Origin of the sequence: Nocardia brasiliensis NBRC 14402, from assembly GCF_000308475.2 — a bacterium.
Taxonomy (GTDB): Bacteria; Actinomycetota; Actinomycetes; order Mycobacteriales; family Mycobacteriaceae; genus Nocardia; species Nocardia brasiliensis.
The window spans coordinates 61,587-81,724 of sequence record NZ_BAFT02000015.1 but is presented as its reverse complement, the minus strand read 5'-3'; the positions used below and the strand labels follow the sequence as shown (position 1 = coordinate 81,724).

Genomic DNA, 20,138 nt, shown 5'->3' with positions numbered 1-20,138 from the left:
TAGCGTCGGCGGACATGACGACATCTGCCCTGGCCCCCGAGTCGAGACCGCGCCGCGGCGCCGACGGCGATTACGCCCGGCTGCTGCGCCGGATCACCGAGGCGGGGCTGATGCAGCGGCGTCCCGGCTACTACGCGATCCGGTTCGGCCTCGTCGGGATCGCGTTCGTCGCCGGATGGACAGCGTTCGTGCTGGTCGGCGATTCGTGGTGGACGCTGCTGGTCGCGGCGTTCCTGGCGGTGACGTTCGCCCAGATCGCGCTGGTCATGCACGATGTCGCGCACCGGCAGGTGTTCCGGTTGCGGCGGCCGACCGAGTTGGCGGGGCGGATCGTCGGCAACGCGGGAATCGGGCTGGGTTACGGCTGGTGGCAGGACAAGCACACGCGCCATCACGCCAACCCGAACCACGAGGACCTCGATCCCGATGTCGCCCCTGACATCCTGGTGTGGTCGCAGCGCCAGGCCCGGTCGAGTCGCGGTCTGCCTCGGCTCATCGGGCGGGCGCAGGCGTATCTGTTCTTCCCGCTGCTGCTGTTGGAGGGACTGATCCTGCATGTGGCCGGCGTGCGGGCGTTGCAGAACCGGTCGATGAAACATCGCGGCTGGGAGGCCGCGCTGCTGTTCGGCCATTTCGCCGCGTACGCGGTCGCGTTGTTCGCGGTGCTGCCGGTGGACAAAGCGCTCGTGTTCTTCGCGGTGCACCAGGGACTTTTCGGCCTGTACATGGGCTGCATCTTCGCCCCGAACCACAAGGGGATGCCGACCCTGACCGGTGACGATCGTCCCGACTACCTGCGTCGCCAGGTGCTGACCTCCCGCAACGTCCGCGGTGGGCTGTGCACCGACCTCGCCCTCGGCGGGCTCAACTACCAGATCGAACACCACCTGTTCCCGAGCATGCCCACCCCGCACCTGCGCCGCGCCCAGGTGATCGTGCGCGACTACTGCGCCGAAATCGGGGTGCCGTACCACGAAACCGGCCTGATCCGCTCCTACCGCGAAGCCCTCACCCACCTGCACCACGTCGGCGTTCCGCTGCGCACACTGGATGAAACCGCGAAAAGTTAAGTGCCACAACGTCAGTGGAGATGTCCGCGCCTGACCAGCGGCAAACGGGCAGGAAGTCTTTCACTGAGCACCCGCATAAGGCTGCGCATCCGACCGGTGTGGGATCGCCGGCGCAACCGACTCGGTGAGCTGCCGTCGGTCGGCCACGATGTCCGACACCGCCCCGCACAACCTGACGTGAAGTCGCCGGCGTCCGCATCGAGGTCTCGGCGCATCGGGGAAATGGTTGCCCTGGTTCTTGTTCCGTGGTGGGGTACAGCGATGGGCAACTTTGCGGGGCGGTCGATCGGGCGGCGGACGATGCTGGGTGGGGTGCTCGGCGCGGGGGTGCTGCTGGCGGCGGGACGATTGACGGCGTCGGCGGAGCCCGGGGACCCGCTGACGGTGGCGGCGCGGCAGCGGTTCTTCGGTGCCGACACCGTCGACGCCGCGACCGGTGCGGTGCGCGCGGACCGGGTGGTGCTGGCGTGGGTGGGATGCACGACGTATGCGCTGGCGATGGGCGGGTCGGTGTTCCTGCTCGACGCGTGGGTGCCCCGGCTCACCAACCCCGGGTATGTGCCCGCGACACCGCAGGATCTGGCCGACCTGGCGCCGGAGGCGATCTTCATCGGGCACGGGCACTTCGATCACGCCGGTGACGCGGGCCGGATCGCGCAGGCTACCGGCGCGGTCGTGTACGGCACCGCCGGTCACGGGGTGAGTATCCGCGCGCAGGTCAGCGACCCGGGGTTCGAGACGGTCGCCCTGGGCGGGGCCGAATCGTTGCCAGGGGAGCGTCACGATTTCACCGTCGGCGCCGTGCAGGTGACCGCGATCCGGCATCTGCATTCCGCGCCGACCGCGCCCGAGCAACCGGGCGGTTCGGCGCCGTTCTTCCCGCTGCCGGACCTGTGTGCGCTGGTACAACATCCACCCACCCTGGCCGGGGTGTTGCAGAACATGCCGCGGTCGAGCGACGAAGAAGGCGGGTCGCTGCTCTATCAGTTCCGGGTGCCCGGATTCGCGCTGGTATGGCACGACTCGACCGGCCCGCTCACCGAACACGCACCGCACGTGTACGACCTGTTCGCGAGCCTGCCCTCGACCGACCTGCATATCGGCGCGATCCAAGGGTTCAACCAGTTCAACAACGGATTGCGCGACCCGCGCCGCTACATCGAAGCGCTGGCGCCCAGGGTGTTCGTGCCGGCGCATCACGACAATTGGTTGCCCGGCGTCACCGCGGGCGCCGCCACCTACGATCCGCCCCTGCTCGCCGAATTGGCCCGCATCCCCGCCGCGGCCCGTCCCGAACTCCGCTCCCTGCACGACCCCGCCGACTACGTCCGCCCGGAGTTACTCACCTTCACGTTGTGAGGGCGGGCCGATAGAACAGCGCGGCCCGGGTGGCGCTGTCCTGGGTGTACGCCCAGGCCGAGCCGCTCCGGGGTGGCGGCCCTCCGGGCGCCCGGTCGCCGTCGCATCGGTGGATCCGGCTGGAGCAGAACGCGGCCGCATCGGCACTCACCTGGATGCCGAGGCGCTGGCCACCCTGAGCGACCAGGTGACAGGCCAGCGATACACCGCCGAGGTCGCTCGGGGGTGCGTCGCGTCGGTGTGTTGCTGGTCAGTTGATCACGAGGAACTGGTGGCGGCGGGCTCTCGGCCGATGCCGCCACCAGTTCCTCGTGATCATCCGTCCAGCACGGGTTCGTGGACTTCGGGCGGGCATTCGGGGGTGTAGAGGCGGTCGATGTGGTGGGCGTATTTGGCGGCGATCGGTTTGCGGCGCAGCTTCATGGTGAGGGTGATCTCGTCGCCGCCGGGTTCCCAGAAGGTCGGCAGGACGGTGAAGCGTTTGATCTGTTCGACGCGGGACAGTTTCGTGTTGCCCGCCGCGACGCCGCGCGCGATCTCGGCGATGACAGCGGGATGGGCGGCCAGGCCCGCCGCGGAGGCGTCGGGCAGATTGTATTGGGCCGCATAGGGTCCGGCGGTTTCGGCGTCGATCACGATGAGCGCGGTGTTGAACGGGCGGCGGTCGCCGATGGTGGCGATGGAGCCGATCAGCGGGGTGGCGGCTTTGATGGCGTTCTCGATATTGGCCGGGGACATGTTCTTTCCGGCGGAATTGATGATGAGTTCTTTCTTGCGGTCCACCACGCGCAGGTATCCGTCGGCGTCCTGGGTGAGGATGTCGCCGGTGTGCAGCCAGCCGTCGGCGTCGAGCGCCTCGGCGGTCTTGGCGGGTTCGTCACGGTAGGCGCGCATGATCGAGGGGCCACGGATGAGGAACTCGCCGTCGTCGGCGATCCGGCTTTCCAGGCCGGGCAGTAGCCGCCCGACGGTGCCGAGCCGGGCGTCCTCGGGCGCGGCGACGCTGGCGATGCAGGTCACCTCGGACATGCCCCAGACCTCGGAGATCGGGATACCCAGACCGAAGAAGAACCCGAGTGTTTCCGCGGGGATCGGCGCGGCTCCCGACATCGCCCACTTCACTTGGTCCAGGCCGAGTTTGGCGCGGAGCTTGGACAGCACGGCAGCGTCGGCCTTCGCCCATTCGGCGGCCAGGAGGTCGTCGATCGGTTTGCCTGCCAGTTGCGCGTCGGCCTTGCGTGCGGCGACCCCCAGTGCCCAGCGCAGGCCCTCGCGAGTGGTGTCGTCGGGTTCGTTGGCGACCGCGAATTCGATTGCGGCCTTGAACTTTTCCCACACCCGCGGTACGCCGCCCCAGATGGTCGGGCGGGCGTCGAGCAACGCGGCCGGCAGTTGGGTGCGGTCGGGCACGACGGTGATCTGGGTGCCGAACACCTCCTGCAGGTACAGCGCGGTGAACCGGTCGGCCATGTGCGCGGTCGGCAGGTACGAGGTTTGGCGGTCGCCGAATTCGACCGACAGCACCGTGTTGAAGGCGTACGCGTCGAACAGCAGGTTGGCGTGGGTGAGTTCGACGCCTTTGGGGTTACCGGTGGTGCCCGAGGTGTAGCACAGGGTGAGCACGTCGTCGGGGCGCACCGCGCGCCAGCTCGCCTCGAAATCGAAATCGTTGCGGCCCAGGGCTTTCAGATCCTCGACACTGATCGTGCCCGCGGGTGCGCCGTCGAGGCAGACGAGGTGTTCGATGGGGATGCCGCAGGCGCGGATGCGGTCCACGTATTGGGCCTCGCAGATCACCACCCGGTTGCCCGCGTTACCGAACACATAGTTCAACTGTTCGGGCACGAGGGTGTTGTACACGGAGAACGAGGTCGCGCCGGTGTGCTGGGCGCCCACTTCGAGCGGATAGAACTCCACCCGATTGGCCATCATCAGCGCGATGGTGTCGCCGCGCCCGACACCGAGCGCGCTCAGCCCCGCGGCGATCGCACGCACCTGCGCCGCGTACTCGCGCCACGTCAGACTTTGCGCGCCCCCGATCGACCGGACCGCGACCGCGTCGGGGTCGATCCCCGCCACCCGCTGAAACGCTGCACAAGACGTTGTAGGTTCATCCATCACACAACCCCGCTCGCCGCAAAAGAACTACCTGAGACGGTAGGTCCCGGCCACCGACCCCGGACCGTTTCGCCCGATTAGCTTCCGAAGCAAGGGAATTCACCGCCGCGGTCCGCGTTCGCCGCGCGGATTCCGTTGCTGGACTCTTTCCGGGGGTGGACTGGCTGGGTCGGTCCCTGGACGCGCGGTCCCAGCCCTCGCCACTGCCCGCATGGGACTTACCCTTGCCGGCCCTGGAAGTTCCGCCCGATCGCGTGGGCGTCGGCCCCCGAACTGCCTGCTCGGACCCGGAAGAAGCTCCGATCGCCCCCGAGGCCCGTATCGACGTAGTTCGGCGAGCCGTGCCCACGCCGACGAGGATCAGGACAGCGCGCAGCAGGTGGATGTACTGGATGCCGCAGCAACCGAGCTCTGGCGCGTTACCGGGAAGCCACGTGCTCGTCCGGCGAAGGTCAGCAGCGAGCTGTGGCCGGGGCGTGGCGGTGCACTCGGCCGTCCGGGTGGTCTGTTCCGGGCGATCGCCGGGCGCGCCGGATAGACACCTACCCCGTAGGGGTATATTGTCGGTGGGGCGATCCGGCCTGGGGCGACACGAGGAGTGAGCTACGTGAACGACGACCTGCAGCGCGGGACGACCCGACACCGCACGGTGGTGCTGGATGTGCGCGAGGTGCGCTGGGCCAGTCAAGCCAATGTCGTCACCGCCGTGCTGCGGCGCAGGCCCGGCGTGCTCGACGTCGCCGCCAACCCGGCCGCCCACACCGCCACCGTCACCTACGACCCGGCACGCACCTCGGTCTCCGAACTGGCCCACTGGATCCGCGACTGCGGCTACCACTGCGCAGGCCGCTCGGTCCCCACCCACCTCTGCGACCCCCTCCTCGAACCGGCCGACCCGCCCGCACACGGCGAACCCACCGGAAACCACGCTGAACCTCGGCCCCCCGCCAGCGAGCGCGATGTGTCCGTGCCGCTCGACGGCCCGTACGGCGAGGCCGCCACCGATCACGTCACGCACGCCGAGCACACTGCTCGTGGCGAGCCGACTACGCACGCCGGTCACGGCGGGCTGACGGCGCGAGGTCGCCACAGCGATCACGCGGCGCATGGCGATCACGCCGCGCACGGTGGTCACGCCGGGCATGCGGGGATGTCCATGGCGGATATGGCGGCCGATATGCGGAATCGGTTCGTGGTGGCGGCGGTGTTCTCGGTGTCGGTGATGTTGTGGTCGCCGATGGCCACCGACATGTTCGGGGTGCATCTTCCGGTGCCGTTCGGGTTGCGGCAGGACGTGTGGGCGCTGGTGCTGAGTGTGCCGGTGATCTTCTATTCGTCGGCGATCTTCTTCACCGGTGCGGTGGCGGCGTTGCGGGCGCGCACGTTGGACATGATGGTGCTGGTCGCGGTGGGGGTCGGGGCAGGCTGGCTGTATTCGCTGGCGATCACGCTGACCGGCGGCGGTGAGGTGTTCTACGAGGCGTCGACGATGCTGGCAACCTTTGTGCTGCTGGGACATTGGTTCGAGATGCGGGCCCGCGGCGGCGCCAACGACGCGGTCCGGACGCTGCTGGATCTGGCCCCGCCCAGGGCGGAGGTGATCCGGGACGGCGTGCCGGTGGAGGTGCCGACCGCCGACGTGGTGGTGGGTGATCTGCTGCTGGTGCGTCCGGGTGCGAAGATCGCGGTGGACGGGGTGGTTCGCGAGGGCGACAGCGATGTCGACGAGTCGATGGTGACCGGGGAAAGCTTGCCGGTGCACAAGGAGCCGGGCGCCGCGGTGATCGGCGGATCGTTGAACACCAACGGCACGCTGCGGGTGGCGGCCACGAAGGTCGGCGCGGAGACGGCGCTGGCGCAGATCGTGGAACTCGTTCAGCAGGCGCAGAATTCGAAGGCGCCGGGCCAGAAGCTGGCGGATCGGGCGGCGTTCTGGTTGGTGCTCGTCGCGTTGGCCGGTGGCGCGTTGACGTTGACGGTGTGGCTGCTGGCCGGCGCGTCGTTCGCGAAGGCGATGCTGTTCGCGATCACGGTGGTGGTGATCACCTGCCCGGACGCGCTGGGTTTGGCGACGCCGACCGCGATCATGGTCGGCACCGGTTTGGGCGCGAAACGCGGTGTGCTGTTCAAGAACGCGCTCGCGCTCGAGGCGGCCGCACGGATCCAGACGGTGGTGTTCGACAAGACCGGCACGCTGACCAAGGGCGAACCCGAGGTCACCGAGGTGCGTACGGCCGACGGTTTCACCGCCGATCAGGTGCTGCCCCTGGTCGCGGCGGTGGAGCGGGAATCCGAGCATCCGCTGGCCGCCGCGATCGTGCGGCACGCCGAGGGCGGGGTCCGGTTGTCGGCGAACAAGTTCGAGAACGTGCCCGGTCACGGCGCGGTGGCCGAGGTCGACGGGCACCGGGTGGCCGTGGGGAACCGGCGCTTGTTCGAGCGGGACGGCATCGAGCTGGGTTCCCTTGGCGCGCACCGTGGTCAGCTCGCCGCCTCGGGGCACACCGCGGTGCTGGTCGCGATCGACGGGGTCGCGGCGGCGGCGATCGGACTGGCGGACGCGCCGCGGGAGTCCTCGGCAGCCGCAGTCGCCGAACTGCACGACCTCGGTGTCGAGGTGGTGATGTTGACCGGCGACAACCGGGCGACGGCGGAGCGGATCGCGGCCGGGCTCGGCATCGACACGGTGATCGCGGAGGTGCTGCCCGGCGACAAGGCGGCGAAGATCGCCGAGCTGCAACGCGGGGGCCGCAAGGTCGCGATGGTCGGCGACGGGGTGAACGACGCGCCCGCGCTGGCGGGTGCCGATCTGGGGATCGCGATCGGCGCGGGCACCGACGTCGCGATCGAGACCGCCGACCTGGTGCTGATGCGTTCGGATCCGCTGGATGTGCCGACCGCTCTGCGTATCGGACGCGGCACCTTGCGCAAGATGCACCAGAATCTGGCGTGGGCGGTCGGCTACAACACGATCGCGCTGCCGATCGCGGCGGGCGTGTTCGTTCCGGCGTTCGGGTTCACGCTGCGGCCGGAGATCGCCGCCATGTCGATGTCGGGTTCCAGCATCATCGTGGCGTTGAACGCGGTGTCGCTCGAGCGACTTCGGCTGCCGGGGCAGCGCCCCACCGATGCCGCCCCCGCAGCGGACGAGCACCCTGCCCACCACTGATCAGCCGCGAACCGTGCGGGCGGTAACGTGCAGCGGCGGTACCCATGCCGTCGGCCGATCCACCCGATCACCAGTGCGTCCTCGGTCGTCAGTGCGCCACCGCTTCGCCCGCAGCACCCGGCTGGTGGTGCGCGGAACCGGTCGAGTACGCGACGCCGCCACCGACTACGCACGCCCGCGCACTTCTCGTCACCCCGCGCGCGTGTCAGCCGACCGACATGCGCGCGGGGTGACGAGAAGTGCGCGGCAGTCTGTGCACCGGCTCCCTGGCGCCTGAAGTCATGGCTCGTGGTCCGCGCCGCCACCGCCTGACGATCAATTGACCACTCCGTGCACGGACAAACCGCCCTGTACATGTCTGAGACACTCGCCTAGATTCGGTGGTCATGGACACGATTGAACTCACCACCCCCGATGGACGGCTGGAGGCGATGATCGCGCGGCCGTCGGGACAGGGCCCGTGGCCCGGGGTCGTGGTGATCCACGATGCGGTGGGGTTCAGCGCCGATCTGCGGCGGACGATGCGCATGCTCGCCGACTACGGGTATCTGGCGGTCGCGCCGAACTTGTTCTCCCGCGGCCGAGTGCGGTGCGTGCGCTCGATTTATCGGGCGCTGGTGTCCACCGGCGACGGACCGGCCGTGCGTGATGTGCTGGCCGCGCGCGATCACCTCGTCGCCCAACCGGACTGCACCGGGCGCACCGCCGTCGTCGGATTCTGTATGGGTGGCGGGTTCGCGTTGCTGGTGGCGCCCAAGGGTTTCGATGCGTCGGCGCCGTTCTATCCGTCGCTGTTCGCCGACTACCGGTCCGTGCTCGACGGCGCCTGCCCGGTGGTGGCCAGCTTCGGGCAGCGCGATCCCGTGTTGATCGGCAAACCCGCCAAACTGGAACAGACCCTGACCGAGTTCGGTGTCGAGCACGACATCAAGGTCTATCCGGGCGTCACCCACGCCTTCGCCAACCTGACCGCGGCCGACCCGGTCCTGCGCGTCACCGGCCTGGGCTACAACGAGGACGCCACCCGCGACGCGTGGCAGCGCATCTTCGCCTTCTTCGACACCCACCTGTCCGCCGACGAACCCCCGGTCGCCGAATCCTCGTAGGGTCAACAAACGTTTTGCCGGATGAGTTGCGCACCGAACCCGCGCGGCTGACCGGTCCTGCACCGGCGGGGGTAACGCCGACCCGATCGTTGCGGGGCCGTGTCGACCGACCTGGACCTCGAGACACCTTTCTGGCTGGTGCAGGCGCTGCTCCCCGCGCTGTCGGAAGCCTTGCTCGGTGCGGACGACCCTGATCTGACCGTTGTCCCTCCTGGTGAGCCGGAACGCAGCGGCGGCGGTGAAAACCGATCAGCGCGAAGGCCGATACGCGGTCTGCGGCGAGGCAGTCCCGCCGTCACCGTACTCGCGCCCGGCGACCGTGGGTCACGTGCAACGAGCGCACCCCGCGCGCGGTCAACGCGGACTACTCGCCTGTCCATCGGGGAGCCCGCTTCTCGGCGAACGCGCGCGGGCCTTCGAGGAAGTCCTTGCTGGTGAAGATCGGGGCGGCTTCGGCGGCGCTCATCTGCCAGATGGGGTCGTCCCAGTCGGAGCCGAAGTCGTTGACGCGGTGCATGATTCGCTTTGTCGCCCGGACCGAGAGCGGCGCGTTGGCGGCGATGGTCTCGGCGAGGGCGAGTGCGGCGGGCAGCACTTGGCCGGCGGGCACGACCCGGTTGACCAGTCCCCAGTGCGCGGCGCTCGCGGCGTCGATCGGACTGCCGGTCAGGGCGATCTCGAGCGCGATCTTGGGCGGGATGGCGCGCGGCAGCCGCAGCACACCACCGGCCGCGGCGATCAAGCCGCGGGTCACCTCGGGCAGTCCGAGCGAGGCGTCTTCGCTCATCACCGCGAGATCGCTGGCCAGCACGATCTCGGTGCCGCCGCCGAGGGCGAACCCGTTGACGGCGGCGATGAGCGGCTTGTCCACGAAATGCTGGACCAGCCCGGCGAATCCGTATTCGGGGTGGTCGGGATCGTGGATGGCGTTGCCGCGCGCGATCTCCTTGAGGTCGGCGCCCGCGCAGAAGGCGCGCCCGGCGCCGGTGATCACCCCGACCCGCAGGTGCGCGTCGGTGGCCAGTTCCTCGAGTGCGGCGCCGACGGCGCGGGACAGTGCGGCGTTCACCGCGTTCATCGCCTCGGGACGGTTCAAAGTGATGACGGCGATATGGCCCCGGCGTTCCAGGGTGGCGGCGGCGGACAAGGGCCCTCCTTCGAAGTCGATCACCCGAACCTACCGGGCGCATCCACCTAGACCGCCCCGGATCCCGATGAGCGGGCCCTAGTTTCGTCGCGGGGGACGTTCCACGCGTGCTGGTCAGATGATCACGAGGAACTGGTGGCGGGAGCCTCTCGGCCGATGCCGCCACCAGTTCCTCGTGATCACTTGACCAGTTCGAGGCGCCCTGCTGCGCTTCGGCGAGTCCGAGGGCGCGGCGATCGTGCACAGTACCGCCGAGTGTGACGGGCTCCTACCGGTTTTCCGGCGCGTTGTGGACGCGTCGGACGTGTGGTGCCGTGCGAGACTGTGCCCGTGATCGAGCGTCGGCACTGTTCGGGCGGCAACGTCCGGCGGGGCCGGTGGCCGCATGACGGGGAGCGTCGAGCAAAGGCGTACCGGTGCTGGAGTCGAGGAGCAGTGAGGCGCAGGCATGAGTGAGCCGAAGGAAACGGCGGAGCAGAACCCCGCGGACCGCGGTCGGGGTGCGGGCAGGGATCGCGGTGAGGTGATCGGGTCGGGTCTGCTGTGGCTCGCGAAGTGGGCGCTGTGCATCGTCGCGATCGCGGCGGGCAGCTGGGTGCTGCTGTATCTGATCGGGAAACTGTGGGTGGTCATCCTGCCGGTCGCGTTGGCGATCGTGGTCGCCACGGTGCTGTGGCCGCCGACGCGCTGGCTGGTCGAGCACGGTTTGAAGCCGGGTTTGGCGGCGACGATCACCGTCGTCGGTTTCATCGCCGCCCTGGCCGGTGTGGTCGCGCTGATCGTGCCCTCGGTGGTGGATCAGGCACCGGAGCTGGCCGACAAATCCACCGCGGGTGTGAACAAGGTGCGCGACTGGTTGCAGGGCCCGCCGCTGCGCATCCGCGACGAACAGCTCAGTTCGGCGGTCGACGCGATCGTGTCCCGGTTGCAGTCGAGCGCCGAGCAGATCGCGACCGGGGTGTTCACCGGCGTGAGCACCGCGACCTCGGCCCTGATCACCCTGTTCCTGGTGCTGGTGCTGGCGTTCTTCTTCGTCAAGGACGGGCCGCGCCTGCTGCCCTGGTTGCATGCCGTGCTCGGCAGCCGCAGCGGACGCCACGTCGAAGAGGTGCTGAACCGGGTGTGGGTGACCCTCGGCGGATTCATTCGCACGCAGGCGCTGGTCAGCTTGATCGACGCGGTGTTCATCGGCGCCGGTCTGGTGATCCTGGGGGTGCCGCTGGCTTTGGTGCTGGCGGTGATCACGTTCATCGGTGGGTTCGTGCCGATCGTGGGCGCGTTCGTCGCGGGTGCGCTGGCGGTGCTCGTCGCGTTGGTCGGCAACGGCTTGACCACGGCGTTGATCGTGCTTGCCATCGTGCTCGCGGTGCAGCAACTGGAAGGCAATGTGCTGCAACCGGTGCTGCAGAGTCGCAGTATGCAGTTGCATGCGGTGGTGGTGCTGCTCGCGGTGACGGCGGGCGGGTCGCTGTACGGGATCGTCGGCGCGTTCCTCGCCGTACCGGTCGCCGCGATCGTCGCCGTCGTGGTCCGCTACATCGGTGAGCAGATCGACGTGGTCACCACCGCACCCCCCGAATCCGGCGACGAGGTCCAACCCGCACCCGAGTAACCTCCGCTGACGTGAACCCGACGCACGCCGACCGCCTCGGTCCGGGCTTCGCCCGATTGTGGTCGGCGGCAACGATTTCGAGCTTCGGCGACGGGGTGACCCAGATCGGCGCCACCCTGCTGGCGGTGTCGATCACCCGTGACCCGGTAGCGGTGTCGGGACTGATGATCGCGCAGGTGACGCCGTTCCTGGTGTTCGGTCTGCCCAGCGGCGTGCTGGTGGACCGGTTCGATCGACGGCGGCTGATGACCGTCGCGACGATCGTCCGCATCGGCGTGCTCGGCATTGTCAGCGTCGCGGTCGCGACCGGTCATGCGGGACTGCCGCTGCTCTATGCGGCCTTTTTCGTGGTGGGCTGCGCGGGCCTGGTCTTCGACAACGCTTCGGTCACCGCGATTCCCGCAGTGGTCGCACCCGCACACCTAGATCGCGCCAACGGTCGCATGCAGGCGACCCGTGCGGTCATCGAACAGGTGCTCGCGCGTCCGCTCGGTGTCGTGTTGTTCGGCATCACCGCGTGGACACCGTTCGTCGTCGACACGGTGGGCTTGGTCGCGGTCGCCGTGCTGGCGGGCACACTACCGGCGACCGTCGGTCGACGCGGGCACGCAACCGATCGGCCTCGGCTCACTGCCGCGGTCGCCGACGGGGCGCGCTGGCTGTGGCGGCATCGCCTGGTCCGCACCCTCACGCTCACCGTGGGACTGTCCAATATCGGTCTCGGCGCGATCTTTTCGCTGCTGGTCCTGATCGCGCAGGAACGTTTGGGGGTCGGCGCGACCGGCTATGCGGTGCTGCTCGTCGCTGCCGCGCTCGGCGGTGTCTGCGGTGGCTTGACCGCGCCGCGGATCATTGCGGCGCTCGGGCCGGGCACGACGTTGCGGGTGGGGTTGCTCATCGAGATCGCGGCCTATGCCGGGATGGCGTCGACGCATAGTGTCGTCGTCGCCGTCGCCATCCTCGTGCCCTTCGCCGTGCACCTGTCGGTGTTCTCCACCATCGGTGCCTCGCTGCGTCAGTCGCTCGTGCCGCCGGCGTTGCTCGGGCGGGTGCACAGTGCGTATCGACTCGTCGGGGCCGGCGGATTGTTCCTCGGTGCGGCGCTGGGCGGAGTGCTGGCCGGCCGGTTCGGTCTCGCCGCGCCCCTGTGGCTGGGGCTTGCCTGCGCGGTGGTGTTCACGCTGCTGGCCTGGCGCACACTCGCGGACCGCTGCATCGCTGCCGCTCGTGTGGCGAGGGACCAGCTGCCGGCCGAGGAGTGAGCGACAGGCGGTGCGCCCGGGTTCCTGCACCGACACCGAGTGCTGCGCCTGGCCGCGCGCCGGCCTCGTCCAGCAGCGCCAGGTTCTGTGCCTGGGGCCCGCCTGTTGAGATCGTCGGCCGAAAGCCGCATCACCGCCCGGCTCACTCGATTCCGTCGACAACCCGCCCCGCGCCAGCCGGTTCGTACCGAGCCCCGTTGGTGCACAGGAGGTTCCACACCGGACAGGCGGCGACTCGCCCTCGTCACGGCGGCGTTGTCGTGCTGTCCGATCCGGTTCGAGGGCGCGACACCCTCGAACCGGTGCCGGGCTCAGGCGCGGCCCGCGGCGAGGGCGGCGATGGCGGGGCCGAACATGGTGGTCTTGATGGCGGTGAGGGTGCCGCGATCTTTGCCGCCCAGGGGAGCGAGCATCGCCAGGGCGGCATCGGTGACCGCGCCCTCGGCGGCGGTGGCGTCGACGATGTCGTAGGCGAGGGCCTCGGTGCCGCCGAAGCGGCGGCCGGTGGTCATCGAGGCGATCACGGCCTTGGGGGTGAGCTTGGCTTGGATGAGCGCGGCCATGCCCGGGGTGAACGGGATGCGGATATCGGCTTCGGGGAAGCAGAAGTAGCCGCGGTCGGCGCGCATGGCCCGGTAGTCGTGGGCGATGGCGAGCATGGCGCCGGCGCCGAAGGCGTGCCCGGGCAGCGCGGCGGCGGTCGGCACGGGCAGGGTGAGCACCCGGGTGAACAGCGCCTGCACCTGCGCCACATACCAGTCGCCACGATCGCTGTTGGCACCCAACCAGTCCAGGTCCAGGCCGTTGGAGTAGAACTTCCCGCCGGCCGTGGTGACCAGTCCTTGCGCGTCGGCGTCGAGGGCGGCGTCGATGTGGGTGTTCACCTCGTCGAGAAACTCCGGGGAGAAACGGTTCTCGTTGTCGCCCAGATCGAGGACTGCGATCTTGTCGTGGTAGCTCAGGCTCGGCATCGAGGGTTCCTAACTGTTGCGGGTTACCGGATGGTCGGTGGCACCGGACGGCGGGCCGATCGCGAGCACGGCCTGGACCGCCGCTCGAAGTTGTTCGCGGGCAATGGGATTGGTGAGGCGGTCGCGGCGCAGCAGGATCGCGGTGGGCAGGTCGACCAGGCACAGGGTGAGCACGTCGACGGCTTGGCGGTCGCGCCGGTCCCAGAGGTGACGGGTCAGCCGGATGAGCAGATCCACCAGCGCCTTGTCGGTGGCGGCGAGTTCGGCGCCGACGGTCTCGGGGGCCGCACCGAGCAGTTCGTCGCGGGGGACGATCAGCAGCAGTCGCGCCGAGGTCGGGAACTGTCCGGCGAAGACCAGCGGCGCTTCGGCGGCGGCCAGGACCGCTTCGACCGCGTCGGGTGTCGCGCTGTCGAGCGCCGCGTCGACCAGGCCGGTTTGCAGGTTCTGGAATCGGCGCGCGGCACGTAACCAGGTGCGCGCGAGCAGTTCCGCGCGCGAACCGAAGGTGTGATAGATCGCGCCGTTGGACATCCCGGTGGCCGCCGCGACCGCCCGGGTGGTGACCGCGGCCGGACCCGAGCGCACCACCAGCGACTCCGTGGCGTCGAGCACGGCGTCGGGGTCGTGGGTCCGGGGGCGGGGCACGCGTTCATCATAACAGAGCGTTCGCTCTGTTACTCGGCCGGCGGTCCCACCATCCGACCGCATGCGCCGATTACCCACGCGCACTACATATTTCGCACGGTAACAGCTACCGCGGGTCGCTGAAATGACCCGTTCCGTCCTTCGGATATCGGCGTACGCGCCGACCCGGCCATGGGGTACTGTTCGGTCCTCCCACCCTTGCCCGAACGAACAGAACGGCGCCCGGCATGTCACGTGTGGTCACCAAGGAGCAGTACTTCGACAGCGCTCTGGAGGTGCTCGCCGAACTGGGGTTCAAGGGTCTCAACATCGGTGTGCTGTGCCGCCGGCTCGGGGTCACCAGCGGGTCGTTCTACCACCATTTCGGCAGCTGGCAGGGTTTCGTGGATGCGCTGCTCGAGCACTGGGAGAACCGGCAGGTACTGATCCTGCGCACGCTGAAATTCAACCAGGGCAACCCCGACGACGACATCCGCGCGATGTCGGATCTGGCCGCGGGCCTGCATCACGCCGCGGAGGCCGCGATCCGCGCCTGGGCCGCCAACGACGAATCGGTGAACCTGGCGCTCAAGCGTGTCGACGAATGCCGCAGGCGCACCGTGCACAAGGCGATCATGGGCGTCGTCGGGGACGAGGAGACCGCCGCCACCGTCACCTCGCTCGGCATGTCCATGCTGATCGGTTACCAGCAGATCGCCGCGGGCGGCGAGGACGTCTCGCTGGACAAGCTGCTCGCCGAGTACGCGCGGCTGATCTATTCGCACGCACGCCGCTGACACCTAACCCAGCAGCTCGTCGACGTAGCACCAGCGCCACGCCTCCCCGGGTTCCACGCTGCGCATCACCGGATGCCCGCTGCCGGCGTAGTGCTTGGTCGCGTGATTGCCCTCCGAGGAGTCACAACAGGCGATGTGCCCGCACGCCAAACACATTCGCAAGTGCACCCAGCTCAGGCCTTCGGCGAGACATTCGGCGCATTCGTCGGGCTCGTCGGGGTTCATCACCAGCGGCGCGGCCCGCAGATGCGCGCAACTGTCCGCCATCGGGACGGCGAGGGGTTCGACGCGGTCGTCGTCGGCTTCGTCGTAGCGGTCGATCATCGATTCCTCGAGGTCGAGCCGGGCCAGCACGTGTTGCAGGATCTCGTAGTCGAGGCCGCCCGAATCCCGTACGCGCAGCACGGTTTCCCGTTCCGCGGCGAGCATCGCCAACCGCAGCCGGCGATATTCGGCGGTGGGGGTGACCGATTCGGATTCCGCGCGCCCCAGCCGCTCCCACGCGGCGTTGGCCTTCCACGCCACCCGGTCACGTAGTTGCTGCACGACCCCCGGCGGTGTGTCGGGGGTGATCGCGTTGTCGAGGGCGGCCAGTCCCGCGGAGGTGGCTTGCTGGAGCAGGCTCGCCTTGCGCAGCGCGTCCTCGGCGCGGCTGGGACCGCGCAGCCGGATCAGGCGCACCAGCCACGGCAGCGACGTACCCTGCATCAGCAGGGTGCCCGCGACGACCACCAAGGCCAGCAACTTCAGCACCGGCAGTTGCGGGGTGTCCTCGGGCAGCAACAGCACCGCGGCGAGAGTGACCACACCGCGCATGCCCGCCCAGGACACGACCGTCGAATGTTCCAGCGGCACAGTGCCCGAACGCCCGAGCCGGCGCACGAGCAACGACCACGGGAAGATCCACAGCGGTCGCGCCAGCATCACCGTCACCAGCACCGCCACCGCGGTGAGCACCAGGGTGCGGTGATCGAGCCCGCTGCTCCACGCCCCTTCCAGGATCGCGCGCACCTGCAAACCGATGATGACGAACACCGAACTCTCCAGAATGAACTGGATGGTGCGCCAATTGGTGCGCTCGGCGATCCGCGACGCCGCGCTCTGCCACACCGGCGCACCATGACCGAGGATCATCCCGCAGGTGACCACCGCGATCACCCCGGAGGCGTGGATCCCCTCGGCGGGCAGATAGGCGGCGAAGGGCGCGAGGAACGACAGCGTCGTGTCCAGCACCGGGTCGCTGATCCGGCGGCGCAGCAGCGCGAGCAGATACGCGACCGCCACACCCACCGCGGCGCCACCACCAGCCGCGAGCAGGAAATCACCGCCCGCGGTCCACACCGACACCGCGCCCGCCGACGCCGCGATCGCGGTCCGCAACGCCACCAGCGCGGTCGCGTCGTTGAACAGCGACTCCGATTCGAGGATGGTGACGATCTGGCGCGGCATCCCGATCCGGCGGGCCACCGCGGTCGCGGCCACCGCGTCCGGCGGCGCGACCACCGCACCCACCGCCACCGCCACCGCGAACGGCACCGGCAGCAGCCACCACACCACCGCCGCGACCGCGAACGTCGTGAACAGCACCAACCCCACCGACAGCGACACGATCGCCCGCACGTTCGCGCGGAAATCCACCAGCGAGGTCCGGATCGCGGCCGTGTACAGCAGCGGCGGCAGCAGACCCAGCAGGATGATCTCCGGATCGGGATGGATCTCGGGCACGAACGGCAGATACGACGCCGCCACCCCGGCCAGCGTCAGCACCAGCGGTTCGGACAAGCCGAACCGGCGCGCCAGCGCCGCCAACGCCGCCGCCGACGCCACCAGAACCACCAAGCCGATCGCGACATGCACCGTGGCATTCTCGCAGAGCGCATGTGCGGCAACCTCGCCCGCGGTAGATGACGTGTCCGGTGTCGACGGATTTCCTGTGCCGGGCCGGTCGAGGGTCCATGCTTGTCGGCGACAGGGAGGTAGGCATGGAGGAATTCGCGTTCTGGCGGGCCAACGGCCGACGGTTCACCCACCGCGGTCACCAGATCTTCTATCGCGACGGCGGCTCGGGAGCCGACGGCACACTGCTCTGCATCCACGGTTTCCCGACCGCGTCCTGGGACTGGCATCGGCTCTGGCCCGGACTGTGCGACCGGTTCACCCGGGTGCTCGCACCGGACATGATCGGCTTCGGCTGGTCGGCCAAACCGCTCAACTACACCTACACGATCGCCGACCAGGCCGATCTGCACGAAGCCCTGCTCCGGGAGCAGGGGATCGACCGCTTCCACATCCTGGCCCACGACTACGGCGACACCGTCACCCAGGAACTACTGGCCCGCGATGCCGAACGCCGCGCCGCCGGCGACGAATCGCTGCTCATCGCCTCGGTGTGCCTGCTCAACGGTGGACTGTTCCCCGAAACCCACCGGGCCCGTCCCGCGCAACGCCTGCTCGCCGGACCACTCGGACCGCTGGCCGGAATCTTCGGCACCGAACGCGTCTTCACCGCCAGCCTGGCCGCGGTGTTCGGCCCCGACACCCGGCCCAGCGAAGAAGAAATGAACCAATTCTGGCTGCTGTGGTGTAGCCGGCACGGTAAACGCAACGGGCACAAGCTGATCCGCTACATGGGCGAGCGGCGCAAATACCGGGAACGCTGGGTCGGCGCACTGCGCGACACCCCGGTCCCGATCCGGCTCATCGACGGCCTGCGCGACCCCGTCTCCGGCGCCCACATGGCCCGCCGCTACCGCGAACTCATCCCCAACCCCGACATCGTCGAACTCGAGGTCGGCCACTACCCGCAACTGGAAGCCCCCACCGACACCCTCAACGCCTTCCTCGACTTCCACACCCACGCGACGAAGTAGGCGAGGGGCGGGATTCGCCGACGCGTGTGTGCAAGCGGGCGCCGGGATGTTCCGGCAGCGCGATCCTTGGCCCGGCGGGCGCGGTGTCAGTCGTACCCACGCCGTCGAGCACTGGATGCAATGCGGCAGGCAGTGCCTGTCGGAGCTGTTCTGTGTGAAGGCAGACCAGCGTTTCCGGCGGAGCACTTGTAGCCCTGGCCGAGGCGCGGTCGCCGCGCGACGATCACCACTGCAGCCGATGGCCTACCATGCCTGATTCACGGTCGCGGGCGAGCGCTTCTTGTCCCGCACAACGTCCCGCCTGATCGAGGCAGTGTCTCGCCACAGGTCTGCCCCGCTACGCACCCGGAGCACGACAGAGTGGCACGGGCCCGAGGTGCCGGTACGACAACGGGCCCGCAGCGCCGGCCACTGGAGGTAGAGGCGCAGGCAGTGCCGTCGGGGCGGGCCGCACTCCCGACCTCAGCACCGCGGCGCACCTGTGGCTGATCGGGGCTCGCTGTGGAGCACACCTCGTGCGTCCAGCGGAACGCGCGGTGCATGCGTCTGGGGCTGGGGATGTGCCGGGTCTATGGCACGTCCCATAACATGGCGGTATGGCAGCGACACGCCGAGCTCGAGGTGAAGGTTCCGTTCGTCCGCGTCCGGGGGATGCGCGACGCCGGATGGTCGAGGGGGCGATCGACTCGCTGCGGGTACGCGGGGCCAGCGCGACCAGTGTGGATCGGGTGCTCGCCAGCACAGGCGCCCCGCGCGGATCGGTGTACCACCATTTCCCCGGCGGACGCACCGAGCTGATCAACGACGCGGTGGTGGCGGCGGGCACGTTCATGTCCGAGTACATCGAACGCCTCACCCTCGAACACGACCCCACCTCCGCCCTCGAACAGTTCGCCGACATGTGGCGGCGCACCCTGCTCGACAGCGACTTCCGCGCCGGCTGCCCGGTATTCGCGGTCGCCGTCGAAACCAACGACGAGGCCCCCGAATTCGCGCGCGCCGCCGCCGACTCCTTCGACCGCTGGCAACGCGCCCTCGCCGGCATGCTCGTCCGCGACGGCATCCCGCAGGCGCGCGCCGCCCGCCTCGCCACCCTCACCGTCACCTCGTTCGAAGGCGCGATCGCCCTGAGCCGAGCCCGCCGCACCCTGACCCCCCTCGACGACATCGTTCAGGAACTACACGATCTACTCGTCGCAGCCCGCCCCAGCAGTTGACGACCGCCGCAGTCGTCGCAGCCCGCCCCCACAGCTCGCCGACGGCGGCGTAGCGCAGGTTTCTCACAGAGGTTGTCGACACCTCGCACAGCGACTTGCCGCGCGCCGCGCCGACCCTCGGTGCGCGAGCTCTGTGACGCGGTGTTGGTCTGTTGATCAGGGGGAATTGGTGGCGGCATCGGTCGAGAGGACAACGCCACCATTGCCTCCTGATCAACAGACCAACATCTACCACCCCAAGTAGCTCTGGCGGCCCGTGCGGATCCCGAGAAGTGGTGCGGTTGTTTCGTGTGCTGATCGCGACGCGACGGTGATGTCGTCGCAGGGACACAGGACGGTGGTGACCGTAGAGTTCGGCGCATGGCGTTCCAACTCGAGCTGCGGCCGACTCCACCCTTGCCGTTGACCCCGGAATGCCTGCTACACACCGGAATAGCGCGATTGTTCGTCACCGGCATGCTCGTGCAAGGCTCCGGCGCTCCGCCCGAACAGTTCGGTTTCTTCGTCCCGACCGCGCCCGCACTACCCGAGGGCACCCCGGAACCGCGACTGCTCGCCGAAGCGCACCTGATGACCGGCATCGCCACCTCCACCTCCGGCGACTTCCCGTTCGGCGTCGAATACGTCCGAGCCGCCTACGTCTCCGACCCCCGCGGTGGCACCGACCGCTGGCTCTACCTCAGCGGCGCCGCCCACATCGGCCGCGAAATCCGCCTCGGCTACCGAGTAACGGTCCTGACCGTCAATTGAACTGCCCCACAGTTCCTTTCGCGCTGCGGGCGCAGCAGTCGACGGTGTAGCCGCGCTTGCCGT

Annotated in this window: 15 protein-coding genes; 10 read left to right on the top strand and 5 right to left on the bottom strand. The window is 69.1% G+C overall.

What is annotated here, in order from left to right:
• Positions 1-14 precede the first annotated feature (14 nt).
• A complete protein-coding gene (locus tag TY25_RS02735) occupies positions 15-1,070 on the top strand; it encodes a fatty acid desaturase family protein (protein WP_042253849.1) in 1,056 nt (351 codons plus the stop codon).
• A 261-nt stretch (positions 1,071-1,331) separates the two neighbouring features.
• Positions 1,332-2,429: an MBL fold metallo-hydrolase gene (locus TY25_RS02730; RefSeq protein ID WP_052382757.1), complete on the top strand. Its 1,098-nt coding sequence runs from the start codon at positions 1,332-1,334 to the stop codon at positions 2,427-2,429.
• A 315-nt stretch (positions 2,430-2,744) separates the two neighbouring features.
• On the opposite strand, the gene fadD11 is transcribed toward TY25_RS02730, so the two are convergent.
• A complete protein-coding gene (gene fadD11, locus TY25_RS02725; protein WP_042253847.1) occupies positions 2,745-4,547 on the bottom strand; it encodes a fatty acid--CoA ligase FadD11 in 1,803 nt (600 codons plus the stop codon).
• Positions 4,548-5,154: 607 nt separating this feature from the next.
• On the opposite strand from fadD11, the gene TY25_RS02720 reads away from it, so the two are divergent.
• A complete protein-coding gene (locus tag TY25_RS02720) occupies positions 5,155-7,716 on the top strand; it encodes a heavy metal translocating P-type ATPase (protein WP_226887340.1) in 2,562 nt (853 codons plus the stop codon).
• 386 nt (positions 7,717-8,102) lie between these two features.
• Positions 8,103-8,822 carry a dienelactone hydrolase family protein gene (locus TY25_RS02715; protein ID WP_042253846.1) on the top strand — a complete coding sequence of 240 codons (720 nt, stop codon included), beginning with the start codon at positions 8,103-8,105 and terminating at the stop codon, positions 8,820-8,822.
• Between the two features lie 364 nt (positions 8,823-9,186).
• On the opposite strand, the gene TY25_RS02710 is transcribed toward TY25_RS02715, so the two are convergent.
• The gene (locus tag TY25_RS02710; protein WP_081868632.1) at positions 9,187-9,969 is read right to left on the bottom strand and encodes a crotonase/enoyl-CoA hydratase family protein; all 783 of its coding nucleotides are present in this window, start codon (positions 9,967-9,969) and stop codon (positions 9,187-9,189) included.
• 448 nt (positions 9,970-10,417) lie between these two features.
• Between TY25_RS02710 and TY25_RS02705 the strand changes: the two genes are divergently transcribed.
• Both TY25_RS02705 and TY25_RS02700 read left to right on the top strand, forming a co-directional pair.
• Positions 10,418-11,581, top strand: a complete 1,164-nt coding sequence (locus tag TY25_RS02705; protein ID WP_042253845.1) for an AI-2E family transporter — start codon at positions 10,418-10,420, stop codon at positions 11,579-11,581.
• Between the two features lie 11 nt (positions 11,582-11,592).
• A complete protein-coding gene (locus TY25_RS02700; RefSeq protein ID WP_042253843.1) occupies positions 11,593-12,843 on the top strand; it encodes an MFS transporter in 1,251 nt (416 codons plus the stop codon).
• Between the two features lie 311 nt (positions 12,844-13,154).
• Here TY25_RS02700 and TY25_RS02695 read toward each other — a convergent pair whose 3' ends face one another.
• Complete coding sequence (locus TY25_RS02695; protein WP_042253842.1) at positions 13,155-13,814, bottom strand: enoyl-CoA hydratase-related protein; 660 nt, start codon at positions 13,812-13,814, stop codon at positions 13,155-13,157.
• Between the two features lie 9 nt (positions 13,815-13,823).
• Positions 13,824-14,462 carry a TetR family transcriptional regulator gene (locus tag TY25_RS02690; protein WP_042253841.1) on the bottom strand — a complete coding sequence of 213 codons (639 nt, stop codon included), beginning with the start codon at positions 14,460-14,462 and terminating at the stop codon, positions 13,824-13,826.
• A gap of 227 nt (positions 14,463-14,689) precedes the next feature.
• Here TY25_RS02690 and TY25_RS02685 point away from each other — a divergent pair, with 227 nt between their 5' ends.
• On the top strand, positions 14,690-15,238 hold the full coding sequence (locus TY25_RS02685; protein ID WP_042253840.1) for a TetR/AcrR family transcriptional regulator: 549 nt from the start codon (positions 14,690-14,692) through the stop codon (positions 15,236-15,238).
• 3 nt (positions 15,239-15,241) lie between these two features.
• On the opposite strand, the gene TY25_RS02680 is transcribed toward TY25_RS02685, so the two are convergent.
• Positions 15,242-17,095: a Na+/H+ antiporter gene (locus TY25_RS02680; protein WP_042253839.1), complete on the bottom strand. Its 1,854-nt coding sequence runs from the start codon at positions 17,093-17,095 to the stop codon at positions 15,242-15,244.
• Between the two features lie 125 nt (positions 17,096-17,220).
• On the opposite strand from TY25_RS02680, the gene TY25_RS02675 reads away from it, so the two are divergent.
• The 3 genes from TY25_RS02675 to TY25_RS02665 all read left to right on the top strand — a co-directional run bounded on the left by TY25_RS02675 (position 17,221) and on the right by TY25_RS02665 (position 20,075).
• Positions 17,221-18,108 carry an alpha/beta fold hydrolase gene (locus TY25_RS02675; RefSeq protein ID WP_042253838.1) on the top strand — a complete coding sequence of 296 codons (888 nt, stop codon included), beginning with the start codon at positions 17,221-17,223 and terminating at the stop codon, positions 18,106-18,108.
• A 665-nt stretch (positions 18,109-18,773) separates the two neighbouring features.
• Positions 18,774-19,325: a TetR/AcrR family transcriptional regulator gene (locus TY25_RS02670; protein ID WP_014984975.1), complete on the top strand. Its 552-nt coding sequence runs from the start codon at positions 18,774-18,776 to the stop codon at positions 19,323-19,325.
• A gap of 360 nt (positions 19,326-19,685) precedes the next feature.
• Complete coding sequence (locus TY25_RS02665) at positions 19,686-20,075, top strand: hypothetical protein (protein WP_042253837.1); 390 nt, start codon at positions 19,686-19,688, stop codon at positions 20,073-20,075.
• Positions 20,076-20,138: the final 63 nt, after the last annotated feature.

Coding starts and splice junctions, on each gene's coding strand:
- TY25_RS02735 (WP_042253849.1), top strand. CDS start 15: ATGACGACATCTGCCCTGGCCCCCGAGTCGAGACCGCGCCGCGGCGCC.
- TY25_RS02730 (WP_052382757.1), top strand. CDS start 1,332: ATGGGCAACTTTGCGGGGCGGTCGATCGGGCGGCGGACGATGCTGGGT.
- fadD11 (WP_042253847.1), bottom strand. CDS start 4,547: ATGGATGAACCTACAACGTCTTGTGCAGCGTTTCAGCGGGTGGCGGGG.
- TY25_RS02715 (WP_042253846.1), top strand. CDS start 8,103: ATGGACACGATTGAACTCACCACCCCCGATGGACGGCTGGAGGCGATG.
- TY25_RS02705 (WP_042253845.1), top strand. CDS start 10,418: ATGAGTGAGCCGAAGGAAACGGCGGAGCAGAACCCCGCGGACCGCGGT.
- TY25_RS02695 (WP_042253842.1), bottom strand. CDS start 13,814: ATGCCGAGCCTGAGCTACCACGACAAGATCGCAGTCCTCGATCTGGGC.
- TY25_RS02685 (WP_042253840.1), top strand. CDS start 14,690: ATGTCACGTGTGGTCACCAAGGAGCAGTACTTCGACAGCGCTCTGGAG.
- TY25_RS02675 (WP_042253838.1), top strand. CDS start 17,221: ATGGAGGAATTCGCGTTCTGGCGGGCCAACGGCCGACGGTTCACCCAC.
- TY25_RS02670 (WP_014984975.1), top strand. CDS start 18,774: ATGGTCGAGGGGGCGATCGACTCGCTGCGGGTACGCGGGGCCAGCGCG.
- TY25_RS02665 (WP_042253837.1), top strand. CDS start 19,686: ATGGCGTTCCAACTCGAGCTGCGGCCGACTCCACCCTTGCCGTTGACC.